Source organism: Peribacillus sp. RS7, assembly GCF_041956845.1.
Lineage (GTDB): Bacteria > Bacillota > Bacilli > Bacillales > DSM-1321 > Peribacillus.
In genome coordinates this window covers 2,828,389-2,850,976 of sequence record NZ_CP168135.1, presented here as the reverse complement: position 1 = coordinate 2,850,976, position 22,588 = coordinate 2,828,389, and the positions used below count along the sequence as shown (strand labels likewise).

Sequence of the window (22,588 nt, the reverse complement as noted above, 5' to 3'; positions counted from 1 at the left end):
TTTTCTTGCGAGTGAAAATCGTACGTTTAAATATATCTAATGACAATTTATTGAATTTCATTCTACAGCCCCCATACTTTTGAAGTCATTTTCCATAAAATTTTTCCTTACATTTGATGGCGGACTTACACGGTTCATTCATTACTTTTAACATAATTATTTTCTATATTATAATTCCAAAAACATCTAAAAGGAAAAACATTAAAATGTTTTTATTATTTCCTTAGAAGGGGGACCACTTCTAGCAAATTACCCACGCTATTATAAAATGAAAAACCACTAGCATCTTCTCTATTATTGGAAACTCGTCAATTCCTCTCTAGCCGATCAGTACTTTGTTCCAACAAATATTAGCTTCTGTTTATGAAAAAAAAATGGCCGCATAATTGAAAAAGCCGATCCCAATTGGGTCGGCTTTTTCATGCTTCACAACTATTTCGTTATCTCGATTTTCCCATTATTCGCTTCCAATTTCACTAAGTTTTCACCTTTGCCAATGACAGTATTTCCCTCATGCTTACCAAGGATATCTACTTTCCCATTGTCGACATGAACATCGAAAGTTGTATTTGTTGGTTCATTCTCCGTTTTGATCATGATTTTACCGTTATTACATTCGAGGTCGATCATCCTATCCAAGTCTTTCGTGACCAATGTGATTTTACCATTATTCGATGACCCAACCAGTTTTCCCTCTACATTATTAAGATCTAGTTTCCCATTAGCAGATTTCACTTCGACTTTTTCGGTTACTATATCATTCAGTTCAACCCGGCCATTTTGAGATTCAACCATTAAATTTTCACTTTTCAATCCTGATATTTGCATTTTTCCATTATCAGACTCGACGACAAAGGATTTATAAGATTTATCAGGTACAAATACTTTTAAATGTAAGGATTGTATATGAAAACCAAAGCTAAAGGTACTTCGGTCTTCTAATTTTACCGAAAGCTTCTTTCCTTCCACATATGCAGTGAAATCCAACTTGGAAACATTCACCCCTTTTGAAACCAACTCAATCCGGGTCTCCTTATCCTTCGTTGGAAGAATCTCTACAACTGCATTGTCAGTGTCGATTTGAACATCCGTCACGATCTCTGAAATCGTTTTTTCCTCTGTAGTCGCCTTCTGATCCATAACTTGGGAAAACGTAAACAGACTTCCTATCACTCCGACCAATAACAATACAAGTGCAATAATCGATAATTTTTTAGCATTAATCATTTTTCAAACCGCCTTTCACAAGGGAAGCGTTAAATTTTAAATAGCGAATGAACCCTTTGGTTAAAGCACTCGTAGCAACAAACATTCCCATGGCAATGAAAATGCCAATCCCGCTTAGTCCCAATGCGAAGAACAGGTCGAAAAACTGAAAGTTACCTATCGCAAGGTTGAAAAGAGCGCCAAACGGAGCAAGAATGAATGCTATCGCCGAAGTCCAGCCTGCAATGACAACTCCAACCAATGCTATAAAAGGTCCCAAAACGATCACTAAATTAAAGAATCCCAAACCAATGACTGCCCAAACTGCCCGCATTACATTACCGGCAGAAGTCGTTTGTTCTACCTGGCCAAGATGATAGGATGCCATCAGCTCCTTGGAAATCTGTTTAGGATTCCCAAGGGAGGTGGAGATTTCCTGCTCTGACTTCCCTTTTTCCATTCCAATTGCGAAATACTCTTCGTAATCTTGGAGGATATCTTCCCGTTCCTCTAAGGAAAGTCTGGTTAAAGAGGCATTCAATTGTTTTAAAAACTGTTCTTTATTCATTAGTTCACACCTTCCTTGATTAATTGGTTGACCCCATTGGAAAATTCATTCCATTCCATCAGCAGCTCTTGAAGGTATCTACGGCCTTTGTCGGTTAACTTATAATACTTGCGCGGAGGCCCTTCTGTTGATTCTTGCAAATAAGTCGTAAAATACTCTTCCTTCGTCAATCGTCGCAAAAGTGGATATACCGACCCTTCCGATATTTCAATTTGATCCGAAATCTTCTGTACAAGTTCATAACCATAACGATCCTGCTTATCCAATAAGACCAGAACACACAGTTCTAGGACACCCTTTTTAAATTGTACATTCAAAGCACCATCGCTCCTTCCAAGAGTCTTTTAGTATAGTTCAATAAACAGTACTGAACACCGAACAATACATCTTATGTAAATAATTTACCACACAGTATTGTTTATTGCAAGGTACTGAAAATATTTTTTTGGTCTTACATGCATTCCAATTAGGGTAGAAGAAAATTAACATTATATTCAAAGCTGCAAGAGAATACGATGTATAATAGTAAAATATGGAAGGAGGAGTTACTTTGGCCAACAAAGAAATAACGAAAAAGCAATTCGAGTTTCTTGAACATGAATTTAATTACCTTGAAAAGGAAGGAGTCATCTCCCAGCAAGAGAAAGTGAGGATGTTAGGTTCCTATGATATAAAAGGTAATTTGAGCTTCATCACTATTCTATTATCCATTGGGGCACTTCTTTTAGGTTTAGGCATATTGACCTTCGTAGCCAGTAACTGGATCTATTTAAGTAAAGCGGTTAAATTCCTGCTTATCATTGCATGCCTCATCGGAGTGAATTTTGCTGGCGTGAAGGTGCAGGTACGCTTTCCCAAAACGTCACGAAGTCTGCATTATGCAGGTATTCTGATTTTTGGTGCAGGAATTTTTCTAATCGAGCAGATGTTTAATATTACCATCAATTTCAACAGTTCCTTTTTATTATGGGCGATTGGAACGGTATTCATTGGATACTATTTGAAGGATGTCTTCATCCTCCTTTTTACATCTTTCCTGCTTTTCATTTATATTAACGGAAGTACATTCGCTGATGAAACGTCTTATCCGCTTGCCATTCTTATATTTCTACCGGCTTTATACATTTTGTTAAAGAAATTCGATTACCCTAAATATCTGACCTTTTTCATTAACGCTTTAGCCATCAATACAATTGCCTTATTTCTTATGGAATTCGTGCCGAATCTGGATGTTGAAAATTCGAATACGATTGTGCTTTCCATTCTGTTTGTACTGGGAATCGTGCTTGCCTATATTCCGGTAAGAGCCAAATTACAAAACATCACCCACATACAAGGGCATATCTTACATGGTATTACGGCACTCTTCCTAACCTTTGATTTTTCAATCTGGTTCCCTTTAGCTTATTTCGTTTTTCTGCTTTATCTCATTCTAAAAGGCAGTTTGACCAGCATCGTGATAATATGTGCACTGATTTTCAGATATTACATCTACTCCTTTGACTTCCTGCCAAAATCGCTTACATTCATCATCGGTGGAATCATGCTTATCGGTTTTGGCTTCTTCTTTGAAAATCAACGAAAAAAGGGAGGGGAACTCAATGAATAATCCATCATTCCGTCCACTCTTCATATTTTCCATTCCAGTCTTGATTCTGTTAGTCTTGGCGATTCCTCCGGTCTGGACAACAATGACAGGAGATGTAATCAAAATCAAAACAGCCCCGGTTGATCCGACTGACTTGTTTAGGGGAAGCTATGTGGCTTTGAAATACGAAATTGAATCCGTTAAACCATCCCAAGTCGCTGACTCGATTAAAACCGAGTTCAATACAAGGAAGATGGGTGATTATAAAAAGGTATATGTACGTTTAAAACAAAACTCTGATGGACTATACGATGTTGATTACGTAACGAAAGAAAAACCAGCCAAAGGCGTTTACCTAAAAGGGGAATTGGAAATCCCATATGAGCTTCAAAATGCGGAAACCATACAGATCAGATACGGTCTGGACAATTATTTCGCATCCGAAGAAAAGGCAAAAGAAATGGAGAAGGACGCATTGGCCAATCCTTCAGTGGCCGTGGTAAAGGTCCGTAATGGCAATGTTGTTTTAACGGATATCATCATTGAATGAATGACCCCCGGATATGACTAGCAAAAAGAGCATCGGATTTTCGATGCCCTTTTTGCTAGTCTTTTTTCATATGAAAATCAGCTTGTTACTTAATGACTCGTTTTGCCCCTATATATTTTTCTTTCCAATACTTATCACTCATTTTGACCACCTTGACCCCTTTGGTTGTGGTCCCGACAAATGTACCATTTCCATAATAGATTCCTACAAAAGAGACCTGCCCTTTCTTACCTGTGGCATAGAAGACCAAATCACCCGCTTTTAAGTCTTTTTGTTTCAAAGCCTTTCCGATTTTAAACTGTTCGGCACTCGTTCTTGGAATCTTCATTTCTGTCGCGGCATTTTTATATACATACTGGGTAAGACCGCTAGCATCAAATCCTTTTGGTGTCGTCCCCCCATATTTATATTTGCTCCCCACCTGCTTCTTTGCCAAAGCGGCAACTTCATCACCATAATTGATAGAGGCTGAAGCATTAGCCGGACTGAATATGAATGCCGCCATCAATACTCCAATTAATACTATGGCTGCAAGCCATTTTGAAACTGGTAAACTATAACTCATCCTTTTTCCTCCCCAAACTGAAAATGAACCACAATTTTAAATGTATGTTGCCTTTCGGTTTTCAGACCAAAAATCATTTTTTAATTCGTTCATCATAATCTTTGCAAAAAAACAAATAACCAGAGATCGCCGGTGTGTAACTAGTCCGGTGTTCTCTGGTGGATTTACTCTTCAGTAGATGAAAGAATCGAGGCCCATTATTTAGGCTCCTTGTATTGTCTAGCATTCTCACTGTCACTTATACCTTTCGTGGTATGATCGACCACACCGCCGACCCCAAAGAATGTAAGCGCTATGAAGTTAATGATGCCCAAAGCCCCGTTCAATGCATCATCAGAAATGGTAAAGCCTATAGGGGTAATGAAATTGTTTATGAATGCGGCAACCATCTGCGCCAATATTAAAAGCCCAGGAAGGAGTACCGTGAATATAAACGTCGGGTTCTTAAGACGGACTCTCCAGTTGATCATTGCTTTTCCCCCCTCTCTATCATATTAAGCCCACTTCATTGAAGATAGTTACGGACTTGCTATATATTATGCGGCTTGTCCTTTTTACGTTCAGAAATCCCATTAAATAATATATCGAATAGTTTCCATAATAGTAAAAAGGTCAATCCGGGATGGACCTTCTCTTAAACATAAAAGTAGTTTTAGAAAAAGCTAGAGAGCTCCTTACTTTAACAAGTAAGTAACAACTTCCTCAAGGTCTAAATACTCCTCAGCGTGCCAGTTAATTCCTTCCTTCAGAAAATAAGCTTCTGCCTCTATAGGCGAATTGGAAGTCACCGTCCGCAAACCTTTTCTCTCAATCTCCCCCGGAATGGATACTGGCGGCAAATCCTCTGCCATCCAAAACCGTTTATACTGCTGAGCCAATTTATCCTTTTCGAATTCACCTATCATTTGCCCCCGGTTTATAAATATGAGGTAATCGGCAAGCCTGCGGATATCCTCCCATTTTAATTACGGAAAATGTACATATCAGGAACTCCCAAACAGGGAATCCATAAATGATTGAGGAGGTGTAAAGTGAGGATGAAAAAGTATCTATTTTTCACGATTTGTTTCTTATTGATATTCATGATATTACAAGTATTAACCGGACTGATTCTAACTGCTGCTTATGACCCGGATTTTTCAAGAACAGGGCAGATCGGCGGTACATTATCCAATGAGGTCATTTTTGTTCAACGTTCGCAAATGCCTTTAATGATACTTGCTGCAATCTCCGCTGCATCAGCTTATTTCATTTTAATTAAGCCACGAAAAAATAATTAAGCGGGAGAAAGCAAAAAGAAAGAACGTTCGATCCGTGATCGAGCGTTCTTATATCCTGAACATATTGAATGAATGTAAATAAAACGATAGGCATGATAGATGCTTTTCATATTTGAATGAGAATAATTCCTTAGAGTTATATGATACTCAAACCTTCACTATTCCTTTCAAATGCTAGAATTTCCACACTCAATTCCCCTTCAAAAACCATCGAATCCGTTCAGCAGCTTCCGTCAATCTCTCAACCGGTTGGACCAAAGCCATCCGGACATACCCTTCACCCTGCTTCCCGAAAGCATCTCCGGGGACGACTGTAACCCCTGCTTTTTCGATCAATGCATAGGAAAAATCGCGTGATTTCCACCCAGCTGGAATTTGGGCCCAAATAAACATCGTGGCTGAGGTTTTCGGGACATGCCATCCCCCATCGGCAAGGCCTGATATCAAGGCATCTCGACGGGACTCGTATTCCTTAACCTGATCGGATAGCAGCGAAAGGTTGGAAGTAAGCGCCATTTCGGCAGCTTTTTGGATAGGATAAAAGACCCCATAATCGATGTGTGATTTCAAAGTTCCCAGAATGTTCAGCGCATCGCGATTGCCGACCGCATACCCAATGCGGCATCCGGCCATATTAAATGTTTTGGAAAGTGAATTAAATTCAATTCCTACTTCCTTGGCACCCGGAATGGACATAAAACTAATTTGTGGATGATTATCAAAAATCAACTCAGAATAAGCAAAATCGTGAACCACCAGGATTTCATTCTTTTCCGCAAACGATATGACTTCTGAAAAGAAAACTTCATCAGCAAGGGAGGTGACAGGATTTCCTGGATAACTGATGATCATCATTTTCGTTTTTTGCACTATTTCATCCGGAATTCCGTTGAGCTGGGGGAGGAATCCGTTATCGGCAGTAAGCGGCATCGGATGAATGATTCCGCCGGCAAGCTCTACACTCGCTTCATAAATTGGATATCCCGGATCTGGCACCAGCACATAATCTCCCGGGTTTATCATCGCCGTTGCCAAGTGTGCAAGTCCATCCTGGGATCCCATCAGTTGAAGGACTTCCTTTTCTGCATCCAGCTCCACTCCATACCGCTGCTGATAAAAATAACGGACTGCTTCATGGAACTCAGGCGTACCTTTTAACGTATACCCGTAGGAATTTGGATCCTTCGCATATTTCACAAGCGTTTCCACTACAAAATCAGGCGGTGGTAAATCCGGACTTCCTACACTCAAATCGATAACATCCATCCCTCTTTTCATTGCTTCCTGCTTGCGGGTCGCCAACTCTGAAAATATCCCTGTTGTGAATCTTCCGACTTTTTCAGATGGAGTCATATTCATTTATGATTCCCCTCCATTATTGATCTTTTATCTATCATTATAGCAATCAATCTCGGGTATTTTATACCCTTAATTAGTGCTCCTTAGTATCTGTTCAAGTGCTTCTTCAAGATGATGGAATTTAAATGCATACCCTTCCTTTTCCAACCTCTCAGGTATGACCCAGCGGCTTTTTAATATCAGTTCCGTTTCGGTCCCCATAAAGAAAGCCCCCATTTCAAGCATGGGTGTTGGGCATGGCATTCCTATCTTTTTATTCATGATTTTTCTCAAATGGGCCATTAATTCGCGATTTGTAACTGGATGCGGTGAAGAACAATTGAATACCCCGCTCAATTCCTCATTCTTTCTCAAAAAGAGGACAATATTAAATAAATCTTCTATATGTATCCAACTGAATTTCTGATTTCCTGCTCCTTGATGGCCTCCCAGGCCTAATTTAACCAAATTCCTATAAGGGGTCATCACTCCCCCATCGCCCAATACAATGGCGATCCGTAAAGCAATTTGTCTCGTCTTGGGTAATTGGAAATCGAAAAATGAGCGCTCCCATGCTTTAGCTACATCAACGGAAAAGCCTGAACCGATCACACCATCCTCTTCCGTCATTGGTTTATCTTCGGCATGCCTGTATATCGTTGCCGTACTTGAGTTTATCCATAGTGAAGGTGGATTTTCACATTGTTCGATCGCCTGTCCGAGCACTTCGGTCGTATCAGTTCGTGAATCCAATATTTCTTGCTTATTCTTGACATTATAGCGGCAATTGACCGTTTTTCCTGCTAAGTTGATTAACATATCCGAATTATCGATCGTTTCCCTTATTCCTTCTTTATCTTCCCAGCCAATATGAGGGGTTTGCCTGGAGATGATCCTTACCTCATACCCCAAATTCTTGAAATGCCTTTCAAAGTATTGACCGACAAAACCAGTCCCGCCCGCTAAAACCACTTTCTTCAGCATATAACCAACCCACTTTCTCTTATGAGTTAATAGTACGAATAATAACCAGTGACACCCTTTTTTTGTGAATTAATTCACAAAGATTATACCATATTATTACATTGAATGGTAGCACGAATACATAACATACCGCTGAGCAATAAATGATGAACTTGTCCAAGCAAAAGGGAAAATTACACATAAATTAGTAATGTGGAAAATTATAAAACAAAGGGATGATTTCAGTGTCAAACAAAAAACTAAGAAGAACTGGTAATTCCGGAACTGGTAATTCTGGAACTGGCAATAGCAGCCGTAGGACTGCCTTGAGAAGAGTCTTAGAAAATTTTTTAAACAATAATAGAGGTACTTCAATCAAGGAACCCACTTCTATCAAGGAACCTACTTCTATCAAGGAATTTGAAAGGGATTAGAAGGATGCTTTTTTGAAATTAACAGGGAATCCCTTTGGACTATTCTAAAGGGATTCCCTGTTAAAATACTGTTTTCTGATTTTTGGTTATGTATTTACATGTACCAGCTATATATTTCTAGTGAATAACTGTTATATCTAATAGAGATAAGGAGAAGTTATGATGTATTTTTTTCGAGACTGGAAACCTAAAAAAGATATAAAGAAATTAACTGATATTACGGTAAAAAATTTTCGGGTTTCGTCCGATAAAGCGAATGAAATTTTGCAAAAGTCACACAAGGTACTTGTGATTTGTAATGATAAAGGTAAAGTAGTGGGGTTTCTTTGTTATAATCTTTATTTATATAAAGTTGCTCATATTAATTATGTAATCCTTGACAAGAAATATAGAGGAAAGGGAATTCTGCAATCCCTTTTACCAGAATTAGTAGCATATGTGAGAAAAAAAGGAATCCTTGTAGTGTCCGGTTTTGTGAACAAAAATAACCCTGAAGCATTGCAAAAGTTTAAAGGCCTTGGATTTAAACCGATTTTAATTTATCATGATGACATTCTAATTCAATCCCTGATTTAAAAAGGGCCTCCTGCCCCTTATAGCGTAAATAAGGAGAAAAATCGATTAAAATACATTCTGTTTTACCATTTATTAACTGGAATTCTTGTCTGGTACTAATAAGGAATAGAGGATTACCCCGAATATATGAATCTTGTGTTACTCCCTGCAATGAAAAACTACGGAAAGAAATCGCCTGTAAATTCTACATGGATTCATAGGCATTTTCCCTGTAGTCTCTTCGACCATTTAATTTTAATACCCTATCATGATCTGACCCTCTCTAGGATGCTTCATTGAAATGCCCTTTTCTACATGTAGTCACGTACAATTCAATTGAATGAAACCATCCGCCCGTATGTCTTACCTTGTCTTGATATTTGAGTTCCCATTAAAAAGGTCAACCAGTAAAAGCTGGTTAACCATATCATACGATTATCTTCATTGAATAAAACAGGAGCGGTGCTGTACATATTAGAAGAAATACGCAATGATTTTATACCTCAACATAATGTAAATTTTTTCTATATTTTAAAAATCACCCCATATCTTCAGCGCTCATTCGTGTATAGTGATTGTATACCTGCTTAAAGGGGAGATAATTATGAAATCGATAGAACTAATCATCTTAAATATGGAAGAGGTTAGAAGAAGAAACATTAAACTATGGACTTCAATACCTAAAGACACACTCCATTGGAAACCAGACGACAAGGCAATGAGCTGTTTAGAAATGGTTAGACATGTCCTTGATAGTGAGCATTACTATCATTTATCTATTAAAAATCAAGGTAGCTTACCAGTTTACGAATCACCATTTGAAAAACAGCCACTTATCTCTGTAGAAGCGGAATTAAACTTTGCCGAACCTTACAGGCGTGATTTTTTGGAAACAATAGTATCCTTTAGCGAAGACGACTTATCCAATATTAAAATTGATCGCTCTAATGTAGGATATATCAGGGATTTAGGAGACATGTTGCTAAGAATCGCTTATCATGAGTCTGTACATACTGGTCAATTATTGGACTATTTAAGAACTGCTGGAGTTCCTAGAATTAGTGTTTGGGATTAACAGCATCATCTTCAAAGGGTGTTTCACATGGTGAAGCACCCAGACTGTAGGCAAACTCAATGAAAATCGAGTTTGCCTACAGTTTTTTTATTGCTTGTACAATTTGGACGTTGATTTCCGCTCCAGGCACTCGCTTTCCGCGGGCGGTCCGGGAGCCTCCTCGGCGCCTTTGCGCCTGCGGGGTCTCCCCCTGGACGCGCTTTTCCCGCAGGAGTCTCGCACCTTCCGCTCCAATTTACTTAGTTTTAACTTTTAGATAGAACCCTTTTGCCTAAAGTCTTTATTGTTTTAAAATAGAATTATTTGAACTTGAGGTGATGAGGATGCTTGCTAAACATGATTCTAATCAGCGAGATCAAATTGAAATGATTACTTTAAATCAACTGGTGCCGCAGACCGCAAAAGTTTTATATCGGAAAAGATAGTAACACCTGGAAATAAACATGAGAGTCAAATCTTAGAGCCACTTGTTGAACAAGTGATTGAGAAAGTTGGAAAACCGGAAGCAGATGCAACTTATAAATTCCCTGATGCTACACCATAATCAAACAATCCAATAGATCACCAAGAGAATGTTTCACGATTAGGAAATTGTGGAAAATAAATGGTATAGGAGGGATAAGAAATGTTATCTAAAAAACCAGCGGTCAGAATGGTTAGCGCGGTTATTCTAACCAGTACTCTTTTAGGGGCGGGTGCTTCATTTTCAACAGAACCGATTGAGGCTGCTTCCACTATGGATTCCACTTCTGGCATAGCTAAGGAACACGCGCTTACCACCTTACATGAAATCTACAACAAAGCTTTTTCAGGAGAGATGCCTTATACTGCCAAGGGTTTGAAAATTAGTGAAAACACCCAAAAAGAAGTATATGAGAAATTTGGTTCCCCCCCAGAACCAGGTAACACTGATGAAACATTTGACTATTACCATGCAGAGATGGGACACCCAGGATTTGCATTTGCCTATAACGATGACAAGACCATCTCACAAATCCGATATTTTGGGACAAATGTAGAACGGGACCATAATCTAGGAAACATCACACCTAAAGTTATAGGGAAACAACTCGGCAGCGCTGACGAAATACGCCATATTTCCAGAACGAATGAAATCAACTATATTTACAAGACAGGAAATTATGAACTACAATTCATTGTCGGTGAAGATCAAACTGTAGATCATATCAATTTACTCGAAGCTAAATAATATTTACGGAAAAATAGTCGTTGCAGGTTGTAGAGAAGGAATATTTTCTCTACAGCCTTTTTTGTTTCCAGCCCCTAACCTTCTATCACTTTCAACCTCCCAAAATACAGAATGGAATCAGAACCGATCATTCCATTTACAAAAACCATACTCCCCCCAAACGAGTTCTTAATATTTTTACAATAAAATTAGCTTGTTCAATATTATTTCAATATTAGGAGATGTCGGAAAGATGATTAATAAGTTCAGGGCATTTACAGTATCGGTTGTAAGCATAGCCATCCTTTTTCAAGGTCTTCCCGCGGTTGCTGCAAAAGATTCAGAAGACAATCAACCTGGAGGCAGATGGATAAAGGGCGAATATCATGCCCATACCACTCAGTCAGATGATGCCGAGGGATCACAGAGCCTTGAAAGCTTGCTAAATAACGCATTTGAAAAGTACGGCATGGATTGGATGGGAATTTCCGACCACTTGAGGATGTCTTCAAGGGATGATGAGGGAAATTTGATTCCGGGCGGGCCGATACCGCTATCTCAGGGAATCATTCAATATCAAGCCCCGAAAATGGAACAACTTCAAAAAGAGGGAAAATTTAAAAATAAAGTCATCTTTTCAGGCTTTGAATGGGACATGCCCACATACGAGCACGTCGGCATAGGCATTTTGGGAGATCAGCCGGGATCACCTAAAAGTCTGACAGCTGGCAATCAATTTGAATATCTGTTCACCAACCAGGATGAAAAGATGTTTGATCCTGTGGATGTAGCCGTCTGGAAAGCACAGGATCAAAGAGCCAATAAGACACCCGGGGATGCTCGAACGGCATTGGTATGGCTTGAGAAAAATTATAAGAATACAAGTTATGCCATATTGAACCACCCATCAAGAAAAAAGGTGTACAACATATCTGATTTTCGCGACTTCAACAATATCGCCCCGAATGTCATGTTCGGATTTGAAGGTATGCCAGGTAACCAGATGGAGCCAGATAGAGGCGGTTTAAATCTGACAACACCCGAAAATCGGACCTATGGCGGTTCCGATTACATGCTTGCTAAGGTAGGAGGGGCATGGGATGCGCTTCTTGGGGAAGGTCGTAAGTTCTGGACCTTTTCCAATTCGGACTCCCATTTTGAAATCAGTGAAAACCGGCTATACTCCAGCGGTTACTGGCCAGGAGAATATTCGAAAAATTACACATGGGTAAATGGTTCATCGATGCAATCCGTCCTTAATGGAATGCGATCTGGAAAATCCTTCTCCGTTTTTGGTGACTTGATCGATGCCCTTGATTTCCAAGCTGAAAACGGAAACAACAAGGCAGATATGGGCGGGGAACTTAAAGTGAAGGAAGGACAGAAGGTCAAGATTACCATCCGATTTAAGAGCCCCAAAAAGAACAACAACGGGGACCCCGTTAAGGTGGATCACGTGGATTTAATTTCCGGGGAAGTAACTGGAAAAGCAGTGCCTGGAACACCTGCTTATAATAAAGCTACCAATGATACGACAAAAGTGGTTAAACGCTTTACAAGTAAAGACTGGAAAACCGATGGCGACGGTTTTCATGCCATCACTTACAAAGTCAAAGCGAATAAGGATCAATATTTCCGTTTGCGAGGGACGAATCTAGGGGTAAATGTCTCTGGAGAAACGATTGACGGTGAACCGCTGATTGATACAAAGACTGAAATCGAGGATAACGAAACGCGTTTTTCAGAAATAAACAAACGTAACTATAAAGACCTTTGGTTCTATTCGAACCCTATTTTCGTCAGCGTAGAAGATAAAAATCATGATAAACACTAAGTTAATTAATATTCTGCAATAGTTCTGGACGGTCCAAAAAAAGCCTCTCATCCACTTAGTTAATAATCGACGAGGATGACGGGCTTTTGTCCCCTTAGATTCTTAATGATCCCTTCCCTTTCTTTAAAATCCTTCCTCGGATAACGATTATCTTTCTTTTAGTATTATTTCATTTCAATGCGTGAAAATCCGTATAATTCACCAAGTTTCATTAACACTAATCATATAAGTTATTTTCATTGACTTTTTTCCTTTTCTTGTATAGTATCACAGAGTATCAATCCCTATCAGATTACTAGGAGGTTTACCCAAATGAAAAAAATGGTTGCACTTTTATCGATATTGTTAGCTTTCACGGTTGTACTTACCGCTTGTGGTACCAATACAAAAAATGAGGCAAACGATACCGACAATAAATCTTCTTCACAAGAAAATCTATATGATAAAGTTAAAAACGATGGCGTATTAACAGTTGGAACAGAAGGTACATACCCTCCTTTCACATTCCACGATGATTCAGATAAACTAACGGGGTTTGATGTTGAAATTGCTAAAGAAGTGGCAAAACGCCTTGGAGTGAAAGCTGAATTCAAGGAAACACAATGGGACGGCATGTTTGCAGGATTGGATGCTAAACGTTTTGATATGATCGCAAACCAAGTGGGCATCGATGAAGACCGTCAAAAAAAATATGATTTCTCTGACCCATATATTCAATCCGGAGCCGTATTGCTTGTACACAAAGACAATTCGGATATTAAATCCTTTGATGATTTGAAAGGTAAGACCTCTGCACAATCTTTAACGAGTAACTACAATGATCTAGCCAAATCACATGGTGCTGAAGTTACCGGTATTGAAGGATTTTCTCAATCTGTACAGCTTATTGGTTCTAAACGTGTAGATGCGACGATCAATGACAAATTGTCGTACCTTGATTATAAAAAGCAACACCCTGATGCACCTATAAAAGTCGCTGATGAGGAAGAAAGCGGAGTCGCCAGTGGTTTAATGTTCAGAAAAGACAGCGGCAAATTAGTGGAAGAAGTAAACAAAGCATTAAAAGCAATGAAAGACGACGGCACGTACGCAAAAATCTCGGATAAATGGTTTGGTGAAGATGTTTCTCCTAAGTAATATTTTCACCGACCCCGAGCGTATGGACCAGCTTGTTTCCATCGCTCAAACCTCCCTCTATCCGATGATAGAGGGAGCTATTCAATATACAATTCCACTAACGCTAATTTCATTTGTTCTCGGCCTTATTCTCGCTGTACTCACAGCATTAGCTAGATTATCTTCCATTAGGATCTTTCAAATAATTGCGCGAGTATATGTGTCAATCATCCGCGGGACACCATTACTTGTGCAATTATTTATCATTTTCTATGGACTTCCAAATTTAGGTGTAACCATCAGTCCTTTTATATCGGCTATTATCGGATTCTCATTAAGTGTTGGAGCATACGCTTCTGAAATTATAAGAGCGGCCATTTTATCCATACCTAAAGGACAATGGGAAGCGGGCTATTCGATCGGGATGTCATATACCCAAGCTTTAAAGCGGATCGTCTTGCCGCAAGCAGCGCGTGTATCCGTTCCCCCATTATCAAACACGTTCATTAGCCTTTTAAAAGATACATCGCTTGCATCACTCATTCTTGTAACGGAATTATTCCGTAAAGCTCAGGAGATCGCTGCAAAAAACTATGAATTTCTACTACTTTACATGGAAGCGGCTGCTTTATATTGGATTTTGTGTACCATTTTATCCTTCATTCAAGGAAGTTTAGAAGACAGACTCAATCGTTATGTAGCAAAATAAGAACCGCAGTAGTTAAAGGGGATTTTAAAATGATCAACATTAAGAATCTTCATAAATCGTTTGGTGACCTTGAAGTTTTAAAGGGCATCGATTTGGAAGTGGAGCAAGGTAAAGTCATTGTATTGATCGGTCCTTCGGGTTCAGGTAAAACAACCTTTCTTCGGTGTTTGAATCTCCTTGAGGTGCCAACGGACGGGACGATTGAAATCGATCAAACCGTAATGGACTTCAAAAAAACCGTTAGAAAAAAATCGATTACATCTTTTCGCGGCTTGACAGGGATGGTTTTCCAAAGCTATAATCTCTTCCCCCACAAGACAGCTGTGGAAAATGTAATGGAAGGCCCCATCATCGTAAAAAATATAGCCAAACATGAAGCGAAAGAAACGGCTGCTGCCCTGCTTACAAAAGTGGGCTTAGGTGAAAAAATCGATTTTTATCCTTTTCAATTGTCCGGCGGACAGCAGCAACGAGTCGGCATTGCAAGGGCGCTGGCCATGGAACCTAAGGTCATGCTATTCGATGAACCCACTTCCGCTCTAGATCCTGAACTAGTTGGAGACGTGTTACAGGTGATGAAAGACCTGGCGAAAGAAGAAGGCATGACAATGATCGTAGTAACCCATGAAATGCGTTTCGCCCGTGAGGTCGCCGACGAAGTCATTTTCATGGATGAAGGAAAAATAATGGAACGGGGAACACCCGAACAAATTTTCACAAACCCTAAAGAAGCACGTACACGCAAGTTCCTCAATATGATTCAATAAAAAAAACGATGCTTTTTCAAGCACCGTCCCTGCCCCCCATTTTTTTTGGAAAATGGGGGGTTTTTCTTCATTAGATTAATGAGAGGCTTGGACCTGTTTAGTCCTTGTCCGTGCATGGTAAAGCTGAAAAAGAATCAAAGCAAAAACGGAAAGGATCGCTCCAGATATAAATGGCAAATCTATTGAAATCGAAAATAACCAACCGCCTATCGGAGGGCCTGCAATCCTGCCGAACGAGTCGAAGGAAGAAAGCAGTCCAGTGACACTTCCATGCCCCGACATGGAACTTTTGGTCAGCAAGGCCGAAATTGCAGGTCGGATGAACCCATTACCCACTCCGAAAATCGTTAGGAAGACCGCAGATGTCCAGAAACCGGTAGAAAACAGGATGAGAATGAAACCAACTGCCGATACGATGATTCCTACTCGGATAACCGCGCCTTCCCCGTATTTCTTAGTCATCCTACCCACTAATCCACCTTGAACAATCGCACTGCCAAACCCCATGATCATAAAGATATAGCCTAATTGAACAAGAGTGATATCAGCTTTTTTTGCTGCAAAATAGGCAAAAGTCGTTTCGAGTCCCGCCATTGAAAGCGTGACGATCAATTGTAGGATGAACATGGAGGTAAGTGGCCCTTTAAAGGCTGTCCACATGGACTCTTTATTTTTAGACTGTTGGGCCCTCTTTTCAACCGTATGTGATTCCTTCAGTATCGCAATCACTAAGATTAGTGTGATCAAAGAGGAAATTCCAGCAATGTAAAAAGGTAAATTCAAACTTGATTTGGAGAATATCCCACCAATCGCCGGACCAAAGATGAACCCTAGCCCTGTAGCAGCACCGATGATTCCCATCCCTTTTCCCCGATCTTCCGGCGTCGTGATATCAGCCACATACGCCATTGCTGTTGGCATGTTTGCCGATGACAAAATCCCGCCAACGATCCTGGCTACAAATAATAGCCATAAAGAATCTGCCGAGGCCATGATGAAAAATGAAAGGGCCAATCCAGCAATCCCGATTATCATGACAGGCTTACGTCCTATCCGATCAGATATACGTCCCCACATCGGGGCAAAAAATAATTGCATTAACGAATAAACAGCCATTAAAAGACCAAGCTCAGTAGGACTGCCGCCAACCTTTTCAGCGAGGAACGGAATGACGGGAATGATGATCCCAAATCCGACCATGACTAAAAACATCACTAAAAAAAGAACGGGTAACACCTTTTTTGTTTCCATTATTTTTTTCTCCTTTTATTCTTCCACATTCGTTGAGTACATTTTTTAGAAAGTTTTTGTTTTAAAGTACAGGAACGACGTCCTGAATCATAATACTTAGCATGAACTGCCTAGCAATACTTTAAACAGTTTATCATACAACCTTTACCAAATCAGTATGAAGCGCCATCTTCTTTCTCCCCAAATGAAAAGAAACCTCCTAAACTAAATAGAGATTAGGCATCGGGGTCCCTGATCCTTACAGTACATTTTCATTTACGTGTTTCGTGAAACTTATGGAATGGATGCCAAAATTCATAACTTATAAGAAATATCTTTCACTTTCCCTTATTTTTTGCTGAAGGGTACTCTATACTGTAGGGTATGATTGATGTTTGGGAGGTAGAAGAATGTCAAATGGTCAGTGTATTTTAATTATTGACGATGAAGAAGATTTAGCACGTCTCATGGAGACAGTTTTACATAAGGAAGGTATTCCAAATATTATTACGGCAGGGACGATTGCCGATGGATGGGCAAAGTTTCAGGAATTCAATCCTGCACTAGTCTTGCTAGATATTATGCTTCCAGATGGTGAAGGATATGATTTATGCAAGCAAATTCGTGAAGTGTCCAATGTTCCGATTTTATTTTTGTCCGCAAAGGATGAGGAAATTGATAAGCTTTTAGGATTGGCAATAGGCGGGGATGATTATATTACCAAACCTTTCAGTCCGAAAGAAGTTGCCTATCGAGTAAAGGCACAGCTGAGACGTGCTGGCTTTTCAGAGGACAAAGCGGCTCCGAAAAAATTACAAGTTGGTCCTTTTGAGCTTAGTGCCAATGAAAATGAAGTGATAAAGGATGGCAACACAATCGAGCTCACAGCTAAAGAAATCGGGCTGATGAGCTGTTTTATGCATCACCCGAATCAGATCTTGAGCAAGGAGACTTTGTTTGAACATGTGTGGGGTGATGATTTCTTTGGCTCTGATAATACAGTGATGGTACATATTCGCCGTTTACGCGAAAAAATCGAGGTGGATCCTTCAAAGCCTTTGTTTTTAATAACCGTTAAAGGGCTTGGTTATAAATTACAAACCAAGGGGTGAAACAAGATGAAGTGGAAATTGACACGGCGCTTTTTAGGATCCGTTGTGACAATAGTTGTAATCGTAGGGATTGTAAATACAATTTTACTCTTAAGCTTACTCTTTGTTCATTTCGACACGGAAGAGGAATCTGCGGAAAACTTTAGCCGATCTTTTTCACAATATGTAGAGCTAATAGATGGCAAACCAATGGTAAATGAAGAAGGACTGGAAAAACTGCGGAACACAAACGCCTGGATACAATTTTTGAATGATAAGGGTGAACAAGTCGCAGCCTATTACACACCTCAAAAATTGCCAACCGTATATTCCCCTGTTGAAATCGTCCAAATGTATAAGTATAAAGAAATTGATGCAGAGACGACTGTTTTTGCCGGCGAAGCTCATGATTTCAGCTATTTTGTAGGGGTTAAAGATCGAGGAATAGGCCGATATGTACTGTCCTATAATTATGTTCACATTTTAAATTACATCAACATCATACTTTTACTGTTTTTAACCGTGGATATCATTATTGCCCTAGTCATTGGACTATTATTTGGTAAAAGATTAACGACACCACTTAACACTTTAATAGAAGGAATTCAGCAGCTTCGTGAAAGACGTTTTAAAAAGATGAGCATACCAAAAGGCGTTTATGAAGATGTATTTCACAATATGAATGAACTGTCTGTAAAGCTAGATCAGTATGAGAAAGAACGTGATCTTCTCGACAAAATGCGTGAGGAATGGATTAGCAATGTTTCACATGACATGAAGACACCACTTGCTTCCATCCATGGGTATACAGAATTGATGAAAGACAACGCCACAGATTTAACACCACAGGAATTGTATGAGTTTTCATCCATTATTAATAGACAGTCCACTTATATGAAAGATTTGTTAGATGACCTAAATTTAACGATGCGTTTGCGGAATCAAAGACTCCCCTTGCAATTTGAAGATGTAGAAATCGTGGGGTTTATACGGGAAATGACAATCGAGCTTTTAAATGATTCACAACTTGGTGATCGACAGGTTGAATTTGAGGCAAATGTGGACATGGCAAAACATAAAGTGGATAAAAAATTACTGAAGCGGGCGATTTTTAACTTTATCTACAACGCACTCGTGCACAATGAGGAAAATGTCATTGTGCAAATACAAATTGATGATATTCGTCTAGAATCGGAACTTCATACCAAAATTACAATTACCGATAATGGCCGCGGTATTCCCTCCGAAGATTTAGAACAGGTTTTTGAACGCTATTATCGAGGTACGAATACTGCCAGTACACATGGGACTGGACTAGGTATGGCCATTGCAAGAGACATCATTCTGGCTCATAATGGAAAACTTGATTTGACTAGCGTTGAAAATAAGGGAACCACCATTACTATCCTTTTATAATGCACATTTTACTTAACAGGAAAAGGGCTGTACTCCTCTTACTTATTGGAGACAGCCCTACTTCCCTATTTATTTTGTTTGTGCCTTTTTTGGAATTTCCTCAAATTTCACTTCATCATATGACGAAACTTCATCCCCATTTTTCACGTACATCTTCAAGTAAGCATCTTTCCGAAGATTTTTTTGTGCCGTGAATTCAAGTGGTATTGTTTCACCATCTGCATTCTTTGCGTCCAGTTTATAAGAATAGTAGGTCATCACTGAACCATCATCAAGTTTGGTTTCATGTTTTACCCCATCCTCTATAATTTGCAAATAATAATTATCGGCATTCATACGGTTAAAGTCTATTTTAGTAAGCGCGAAGACTCCTGCCGCTCCCAGTATAAACAAAATGCCAACTACCATAAGAAATTTCTTCATCTCGATCATCCTTCTGTTTTATTATTTTGTGTGATAATACGATTGTAGGAAGCTACTGTTAAGAAATAATACAGACCGTAGATAACCGTATAAGCAATCATCCAGATCAACACAGGTTTTGCCAGGTCCATCATCAATAAGCCCGAGAAGGCTTTTAAAGCAACTGCACTGTGTAATAACCCCACTGTCAGTGGTACGAAAAAGATTACGAATACTTGTGATGCAATGGATTTCCGCATTTCTTTTGCATTAACGCCCATTTTATGAAGCATATTGTATTGCGATTTATCTTCCTCTGCTTCAGTTAGAACTTTAAAGTAAATGATACTGCCTGTTGCAGCTAAAAAAACCAGACCAAGAAAACTTCCGATAAAGAGCAATGAGCCCACACCCTCGATACTTGTTTGGAAATCTTGAGGGGCACTGGAAAATAGCGCTTCTTCAGGTAATTGTGTTGCAATTTTTTCTGATAAATCCTTGGAAGCTTGTTCAACACCGATAACACGATATTTTAGGGATTCCCCTTCTTTTTGCAATGATTTAAATTGATCATTCGATACTACCACTGCAATGCCTGCTGTTCCGGCATTTAAAACTGTTTGTGTCTTAAAACTTTGGAATGTGATTGCCGTGTTGTTTTCTGTCGTGATGGTCTTGTCCTTATATATAGGTGAGAACCTTTTGTCATATCCAATATCCAAAATGACTGCATTGTCATTATTCACAAGTAGTGCTTCCTTGCCTTGAACTTCCGCTAATTTGTTATATGTTTTTTCGTCGATAACCGTGTAAATACTTTTATCAGAGCTATCGAATGCTGATGGCATGTTTAATTCTTTCGTATTAAATGTGACAGATAGCGCTTCAATATTTTCATCATACTTTGTATCTGACAATACAGCGCTCACTTGTTGATCGCTTTTTGCATCCGATAGCTGATACATGAAGGTATTCGGATCAACGGTCATAACTTGGTCATTTGCATTGTAATAAAGACCATAAACCGCACCGCCGGCCGTTACCGTTGTAGCACTTAACACCGCAATTACGGTCAATGTACGTGCATTACCCCGAATGCGATACAGCAGTTGCGAGATCGTCATTAAATGAAGGCCTTTCCATAGCCATTTTTCATTTTTCTTAATCACGGCTAACACAAAGCCTGTCACGCTATGAAACAAGAGAAACGTACCGACAATAACTGTTGTCAATATAATGAGTGCTGTCATTAAAAACCCGACCTTTTCCCATACTTTAGAAGTAAAAAGATCTTGCATCGCCAACCAATAACCCATGACAATCAGGAAAATTCCCAGAATGGCTACAATCATTGATGGCTTCGGGGCTGCTTCCCCTTTTTTCGATGCATGGAAGAGATCAATTAGTTTAAATTGATAAATTAAACGATAACCCTGGAATGATGTCACCAAGAAAATAATAAGAAATACGATTGAGGTGTTCAATGCTGCAGATCCCGAAAAAGTAAATGGTGCTATGACATCATAGCCCATTAAATAAATCAAAATCGTCATGAATCCTTTTGAACAAAGGAATCCAAGGAAAATCCCGACAACTAATGAAACCAAACCAAGCAATAGGTTTTCAAAGAAGAGCATAAAACCAATTTGACGATTACGTACGCCAAGCAATGCATATAATGCCACTTCTTTTTTACGTTTTTTCATAAAGAATGAATTTGAATAGGCAATGAAAATGGCAACGAAGAAAATCAGGATGACTGCCGCACCACTCATTAATGAACCTAATTTTTGTGATGAAGCCGTTTGTTCTGCAACTGTGTCGCTATATTTTAATGTTACAAATGTGAAGTAGATGATAATGCTAAAAACCATCGATGCGATATATAAAAAATATTGGGAGAGGTTTCGTGCAATATTTTTTCTCGCTAGACTAAATAACGTCATCTACCTCACCTCCAATTGTTGCAAGGACATCCAAAATCTCTTGGAAGAAAGCTTTACGTGTTTTGCCACGACGGTAAATTTCTGTTGAAAGCGTACCATCCTTGATGAAAATAATGCGCCTGCAGAAGCTTGCGGCATAAGCATCATGCGTCACCATCATAATGGTAGAATTATTATTTTCATTCAGTTCACTTAAACTTTCGAGCAGACCTGTCGCAGATTTTGAGTCAAGTGCACCTGTTGGCTCATCTGCCAGGATCAGTGCCGGCTCTGTCACCAGTGCTCTGGCTGCAGCTGTTCTTTGCTTCTGGCCACCGGAAATTTGGTATGGATATTTAGCTAATAAATCCTCAATCCCAAATACTGTTGCAATGCGATTCACTAAGATAGTAATTTCTTTCGCTGGAATTTTCGCAATCGCCAGTGGTAATAATATATTTTCCTTCACAGTCAAAGAGTCGAGCAAATTGTAATCCTGGAAGATGAAACCGAGATTATCACGTCTGAAATCTGTTAAGTCAGCTCCCTTCATATCGTGAATGCTCGTATCATTCATATAAATTTCCCCTTCAGTTGGCGAGTCAATAGTTGCTAACATATTAAGCAACGTCGATTTCCCTGCCCCAGAAGGTCCCATGATCCCTACAAACTCTCCTGCATGAATATCAAAAGATATATTTTCCAACGCTGTGTAGGCAGCACTTGATTTACCATAAGTTTTTTTTATATTATCCACTTTTAATAATGGTTCCATTTGTTTCACCTC

The 22,588-nt window shown here is 39.4% G+C and carries 24 protein-coding genes; 12 read left to right on the top strand and 12 right to left on the bottom strand.

From position 1 onward, the window contains the following. Window positions 1–432 precede the first annotated feature (432 nt). The 3 genes from ACDZ29_RS14305 to ACDZ29_RS14295 are packed head-to-tail and all read right to left on the bottom strand — an operon-like array spanning window position 433 to window position 2,091. Complete coding sequence (locus tag ACDZ29_RS14305; protein ID WP_375088004.1) at window positions 433–1,227, bottom strand: DUF4097 family beta strand repeat-containing protein; 795 nt, start codon at window positions 1,225–1,227, stop codon at window positions 433–435. Beyond that, window positions 1,220–1,774, bottom strand: coding sequence for a DUF1700 domain-containing protein (locus ACDZ29_RS14300; protein ID WP_289323735.1), 555 nt, complete (start codon window positions 1,772–1,774; stop codon window positions 1,220–1,222). Before ACDZ29_RS14300 ends, ACDZ29_RS14305 begins: the two co-directional genes overlap by 8 nt. Next, the gene (locus ACDZ29_RS14295) at window positions 1,774–2,091 is read right to left on the bottom strand and encodes a PadR family transcriptional regulator (protein WP_375088003.1); all 318 of its coding nucleotides are present in this window, start codon (window positions 2,089–2,091) and stop codon (window positions 1,774–1,776) included. Before ACDZ29_RS14295 ends, ACDZ29_RS14300 begins: the two co-directional genes overlap by 1 nt. A gap of 233 nt (window positions 2,092–2,324) precedes the next feature. On the opposite strand from ACDZ29_RS14295, the gene ACDZ29_RS14290 reads away from it, so the two are divergent. After that, on the top strand, window positions 2,325–3,383 hold the full coding sequence (locus ACDZ29_RS14290) for a DUF2157 domain-containing protein (RefSeq protein ID WP_375088002.1): 1,059 nt from the start codon (window positions 2,325–2,327) through the stop codon (window positions 3,381–3,383). Then, window positions 3,376–3,912: a GDYXXLXY domain-containing protein gene (locus tag ACDZ29_RS14285; protein ID WP_375088001.1), complete on the top strand. Its 537-nt coding sequence runs from the start codon at window positions 3,376–3,378 to the stop codon at window positions 3,910–3,912. The genes ACDZ29_RS14290 and ACDZ29_RS14285 overlap by 8 nt, the downstream gene beginning before the upstream one ends. Window positions 3,913–3,997: 85 nt before the next feature. Here the strand turns inward: ACDZ29_RS14285 and ACDZ29_RS14280 are convergent, their stop codons facing one another. The 3 genes from ACDZ29_RS14280 to ACDZ29_RS14270 form a co-directional block, all read right to left on the bottom strand. Continuing rightward, window positions 3,998–4,477 carry a C40 family peptidase gene (locus ACDZ29_RS14280; protein ID WP_375087999.1) on the bottom strand — a complete coding sequence of 160 codons (480 nt, stop codon included), beginning with the start codon at window positions 4,475–4,477 and terminating at the stop codon, window positions 3,998–4,000. A gap of 197 nt (window positions 4,478–4,674) precedes the next feature. Further along, window positions 4,675–4,947: a phage holin gene (locus tag ACDZ29_RS14275; RefSeq protein ID WP_375087998.1), complete on the bottom strand. Its 273-nt coding sequence runs from the start codon at window positions 4,945–4,947 to the stop codon at window positions 4,675–4,677. Window positions 4,948–5,151: 204 nt separating this feature from the next. After that, window positions 5,152–5,382 carry a hypothetical protein gene (locus ACDZ29_RS14270; RefSeq protein WP_375087997.1) on the bottom strand — a complete coding sequence of 77 codons (231 nt, stop codon included), beginning with the start codon at window positions 5,380–5,382 and terminating at the stop codon, window positions 5,152–5,154. Between the two features lie 132 nt (window positions 5,383–5,514). On the opposite strand from ACDZ29_RS14270, the gene ACDZ29_RS14265 reads away from it, so the two are divergent. Then, window positions 5,515–5,757: a hypothetical protein gene (locus tag ACDZ29_RS14265; protein ID WP_375087996.1), complete on the top strand. Its 243-nt coding sequence runs from the start codon at window positions 5,515–5,517 to the stop codon at window positions 5,755–5,757. Window positions 5,758–5,946: 189 nt separating this feature from the next. Here the strand turns inward: ACDZ29_RS14265 and ACDZ29_RS14260 are convergent, their stop codons facing one another. Beyond that, window positions 5,947–7,116 (bottom strand): LL-diaminopimelate aminotransferase, encoded by a 1,170-nt coding sequence (locus ACDZ29_RS14260; RefSeq protein WP_375087995.1) that lies wholly within the window; start codon window positions 7,114–7,116, stop codon window positions 5,947–5,949. A gap of 69 nt (window positions 7,117–7,185) precedes the next feature. After that, a complete protein-coding gene (locus ACDZ29_RS14255; RefSeq protein WP_375087994.1) occupies window positions 7,186–8,079 on the bottom strand; it encodes a TIGR01777 family oxidoreductase in 894 nt (297 codons plus the stop codon). 575 nt (window positions 8,080–8,654) lie between these two features. On the opposite strand from ACDZ29_RS14255, the gene ACDZ29_RS14250 reads away from it, so the two are divergent. From ACDZ29_RS14250 to ACDZ29_RS14220, 7 genes are all read left to right on the top strand, one after another. Next, window positions 8,655–9,068 carry a GNAT family N-acetyltransferase gene (locus tag ACDZ29_RS14250; RefSeq protein WP_289323723.1) on the top strand — a complete coding sequence of 138 codons (414 nt, stop codon included), beginning with the start codon at window positions 8,655–8,657 and terminating at the stop codon, window positions 9,066–9,068. Window positions 9,069–9,651: 583 nt separating this feature from the next. After that, window positions 9,652–10,122: a DinB family protein gene (locus ACDZ29_RS14245; protein WP_289323722.1), complete on the top strand. Its 471-nt coding sequence runs from the start codon at window positions 9,652–9,654 to the stop codon at window positions 10,120–10,122. Window positions 10,123–10,747: 625 nt separating this feature from the next. Beyond that, a complete protein-coding gene (locus ACDZ29_RS14240) occupies window positions 10,748–11,332 on the top strand; it encodes a YjgB family protein (RefSeq protein ID WP_289323721.1) in 585 nt (194 codons plus the stop codon). A gap of 232 nt (window positions 11,333–11,564) precedes the next feature. After that, window positions 11,565–13,145, top strand: coding sequence for an S-layer protein (locus ACDZ29_RS14235; RefSeq protein ID WP_375087993.1), 1,581 nt, complete (start codon window positions 11,565–11,567; stop codon window positions 13,143–13,145). A gap of 312 nt (window positions 13,146–13,457) precedes the next feature. Beyond that, complete coding sequence (locus tag ACDZ29_RS14230) at window positions 13,458–14,282, top strand: amino acid ABC transporter substrate-binding protein (RefSeq protein WP_370013871.1); 825 nt, start codon at window positions 13,458–13,460, stop codon at window positions 14,280–14,282. Further along, the gene (locus tag ACDZ29_RS14225; RefSeq protein WP_289317971.1) at window positions 14,266–14,970 is read left to right on the top strand and encodes an amino acid ABC transporter permease; all 705 of its coding nucleotides are present in this window, start codon (window positions 14,266–14,268) and stop codon (window positions 14,968–14,970) included. Before ACDZ29_RS14230 ends, ACDZ29_RS14225 begins: the two co-directional genes overlap by 17 nt. 29 nt (window positions 14,971–14,999) lie before the next feature. Beyond that, window positions 15,000–15,737, top strand: a complete 738-nt coding sequence (locus tag ACDZ29_RS14220) for an amino acid ABC transporter ATP-binding protein (RefSeq protein ID WP_289323718.1) — start codon at window positions 15,000–15,002, stop codon at window positions 15,735–15,737. Window positions 15,738–15,812: 75 nt separating this feature from the next. Here ACDZ29_RS14220 and ACDZ29_RS14215 read toward each other — a convergent pair whose 3' ends face one another. Further along, window positions 15,813–16,988, bottom strand: a complete 1,176-nt coding sequence (locus tag ACDZ29_RS14215) for an MFS transporter (protein WP_375087991.1) — start codon at window positions 16,986–16,988, stop codon at window positions 15,813–15,815. Window positions 16,989–17,377: 389 nt separating this feature from the next. Between ACDZ29_RS14215 and ACDZ29_RS14210 the strand changes: the two genes are divergently transcribed. Beyond that, entirely contained in the window at window positions 17,378–18,079 is a 702-nt protein-coding gene (locus tag ACDZ29_RS14210) for a response regulator transcription factor (protein ID WP_375087990.1), read from the top strand. A gap of 6 nt (window positions 18,080–18,085) precedes the next feature. Continuing rightward, a complete protein-coding gene (locus ACDZ29_RS14205; RefSeq protein ID WP_370013869.1) occupies window positions 18,086–19,474 on the top strand; it encodes a sensor histidine kinase in 1,389 nt (462 codons plus the stop codon). Window positions 19,475–19,543: 69 nt separating this feature from the next. Here the strand turns inward: ACDZ29_RS14205 and ACDZ29_RS14200 are convergent, their stop codons facing one another. From ACDZ29_RS14200 to ACDZ29_RS14190, 3 genes are read right to left on the bottom strand one after another with little or no spacing between them, the layout of a single operon-like run. Continuing rightward, window positions 19,544–19,897 carry a YxeA family protein gene (locus tag ACDZ29_RS14200; RefSeq protein ID WP_289323714.1) on the bottom strand — a complete coding sequence of 118 codons (354 nt, stop codon included), beginning with the start codon at window positions 19,895–19,897 and terminating at the stop codon, window positions 19,544–19,546. A gap of 5 nt (window positions 19,898–19,902) precedes the next feature. Beyond that, the gene (locus tag ACDZ29_RS14195) at window positions 19,903–21,822 is read right to left on the bottom strand and encodes an ABC transporter permease (protein WP_375087988.1); all 1,920 of its coding nucleotides are present in this window, start codon (window positions 21,820–21,822) and stop codon (window positions 19,903–19,905) included. Further along, window positions 21,809–22,576: an ABC transporter ATP-binding protein gene (locus ACDZ29_RS14190; RefSeq protein WP_375087986.1), complete on the bottom strand. Its 768-nt coding sequence runs from the start codon at window positions 22,574–22,576 to the stop codon at window positions 21,809–21,811. The genes ACDZ29_RS14195 and ACDZ29_RS14190 overlap by 14 nt, the downstream gene beginning before the upstream one ends. Between the last annotated feature and the right edge of the window lie 12 nt (window positions 22,577–22,588).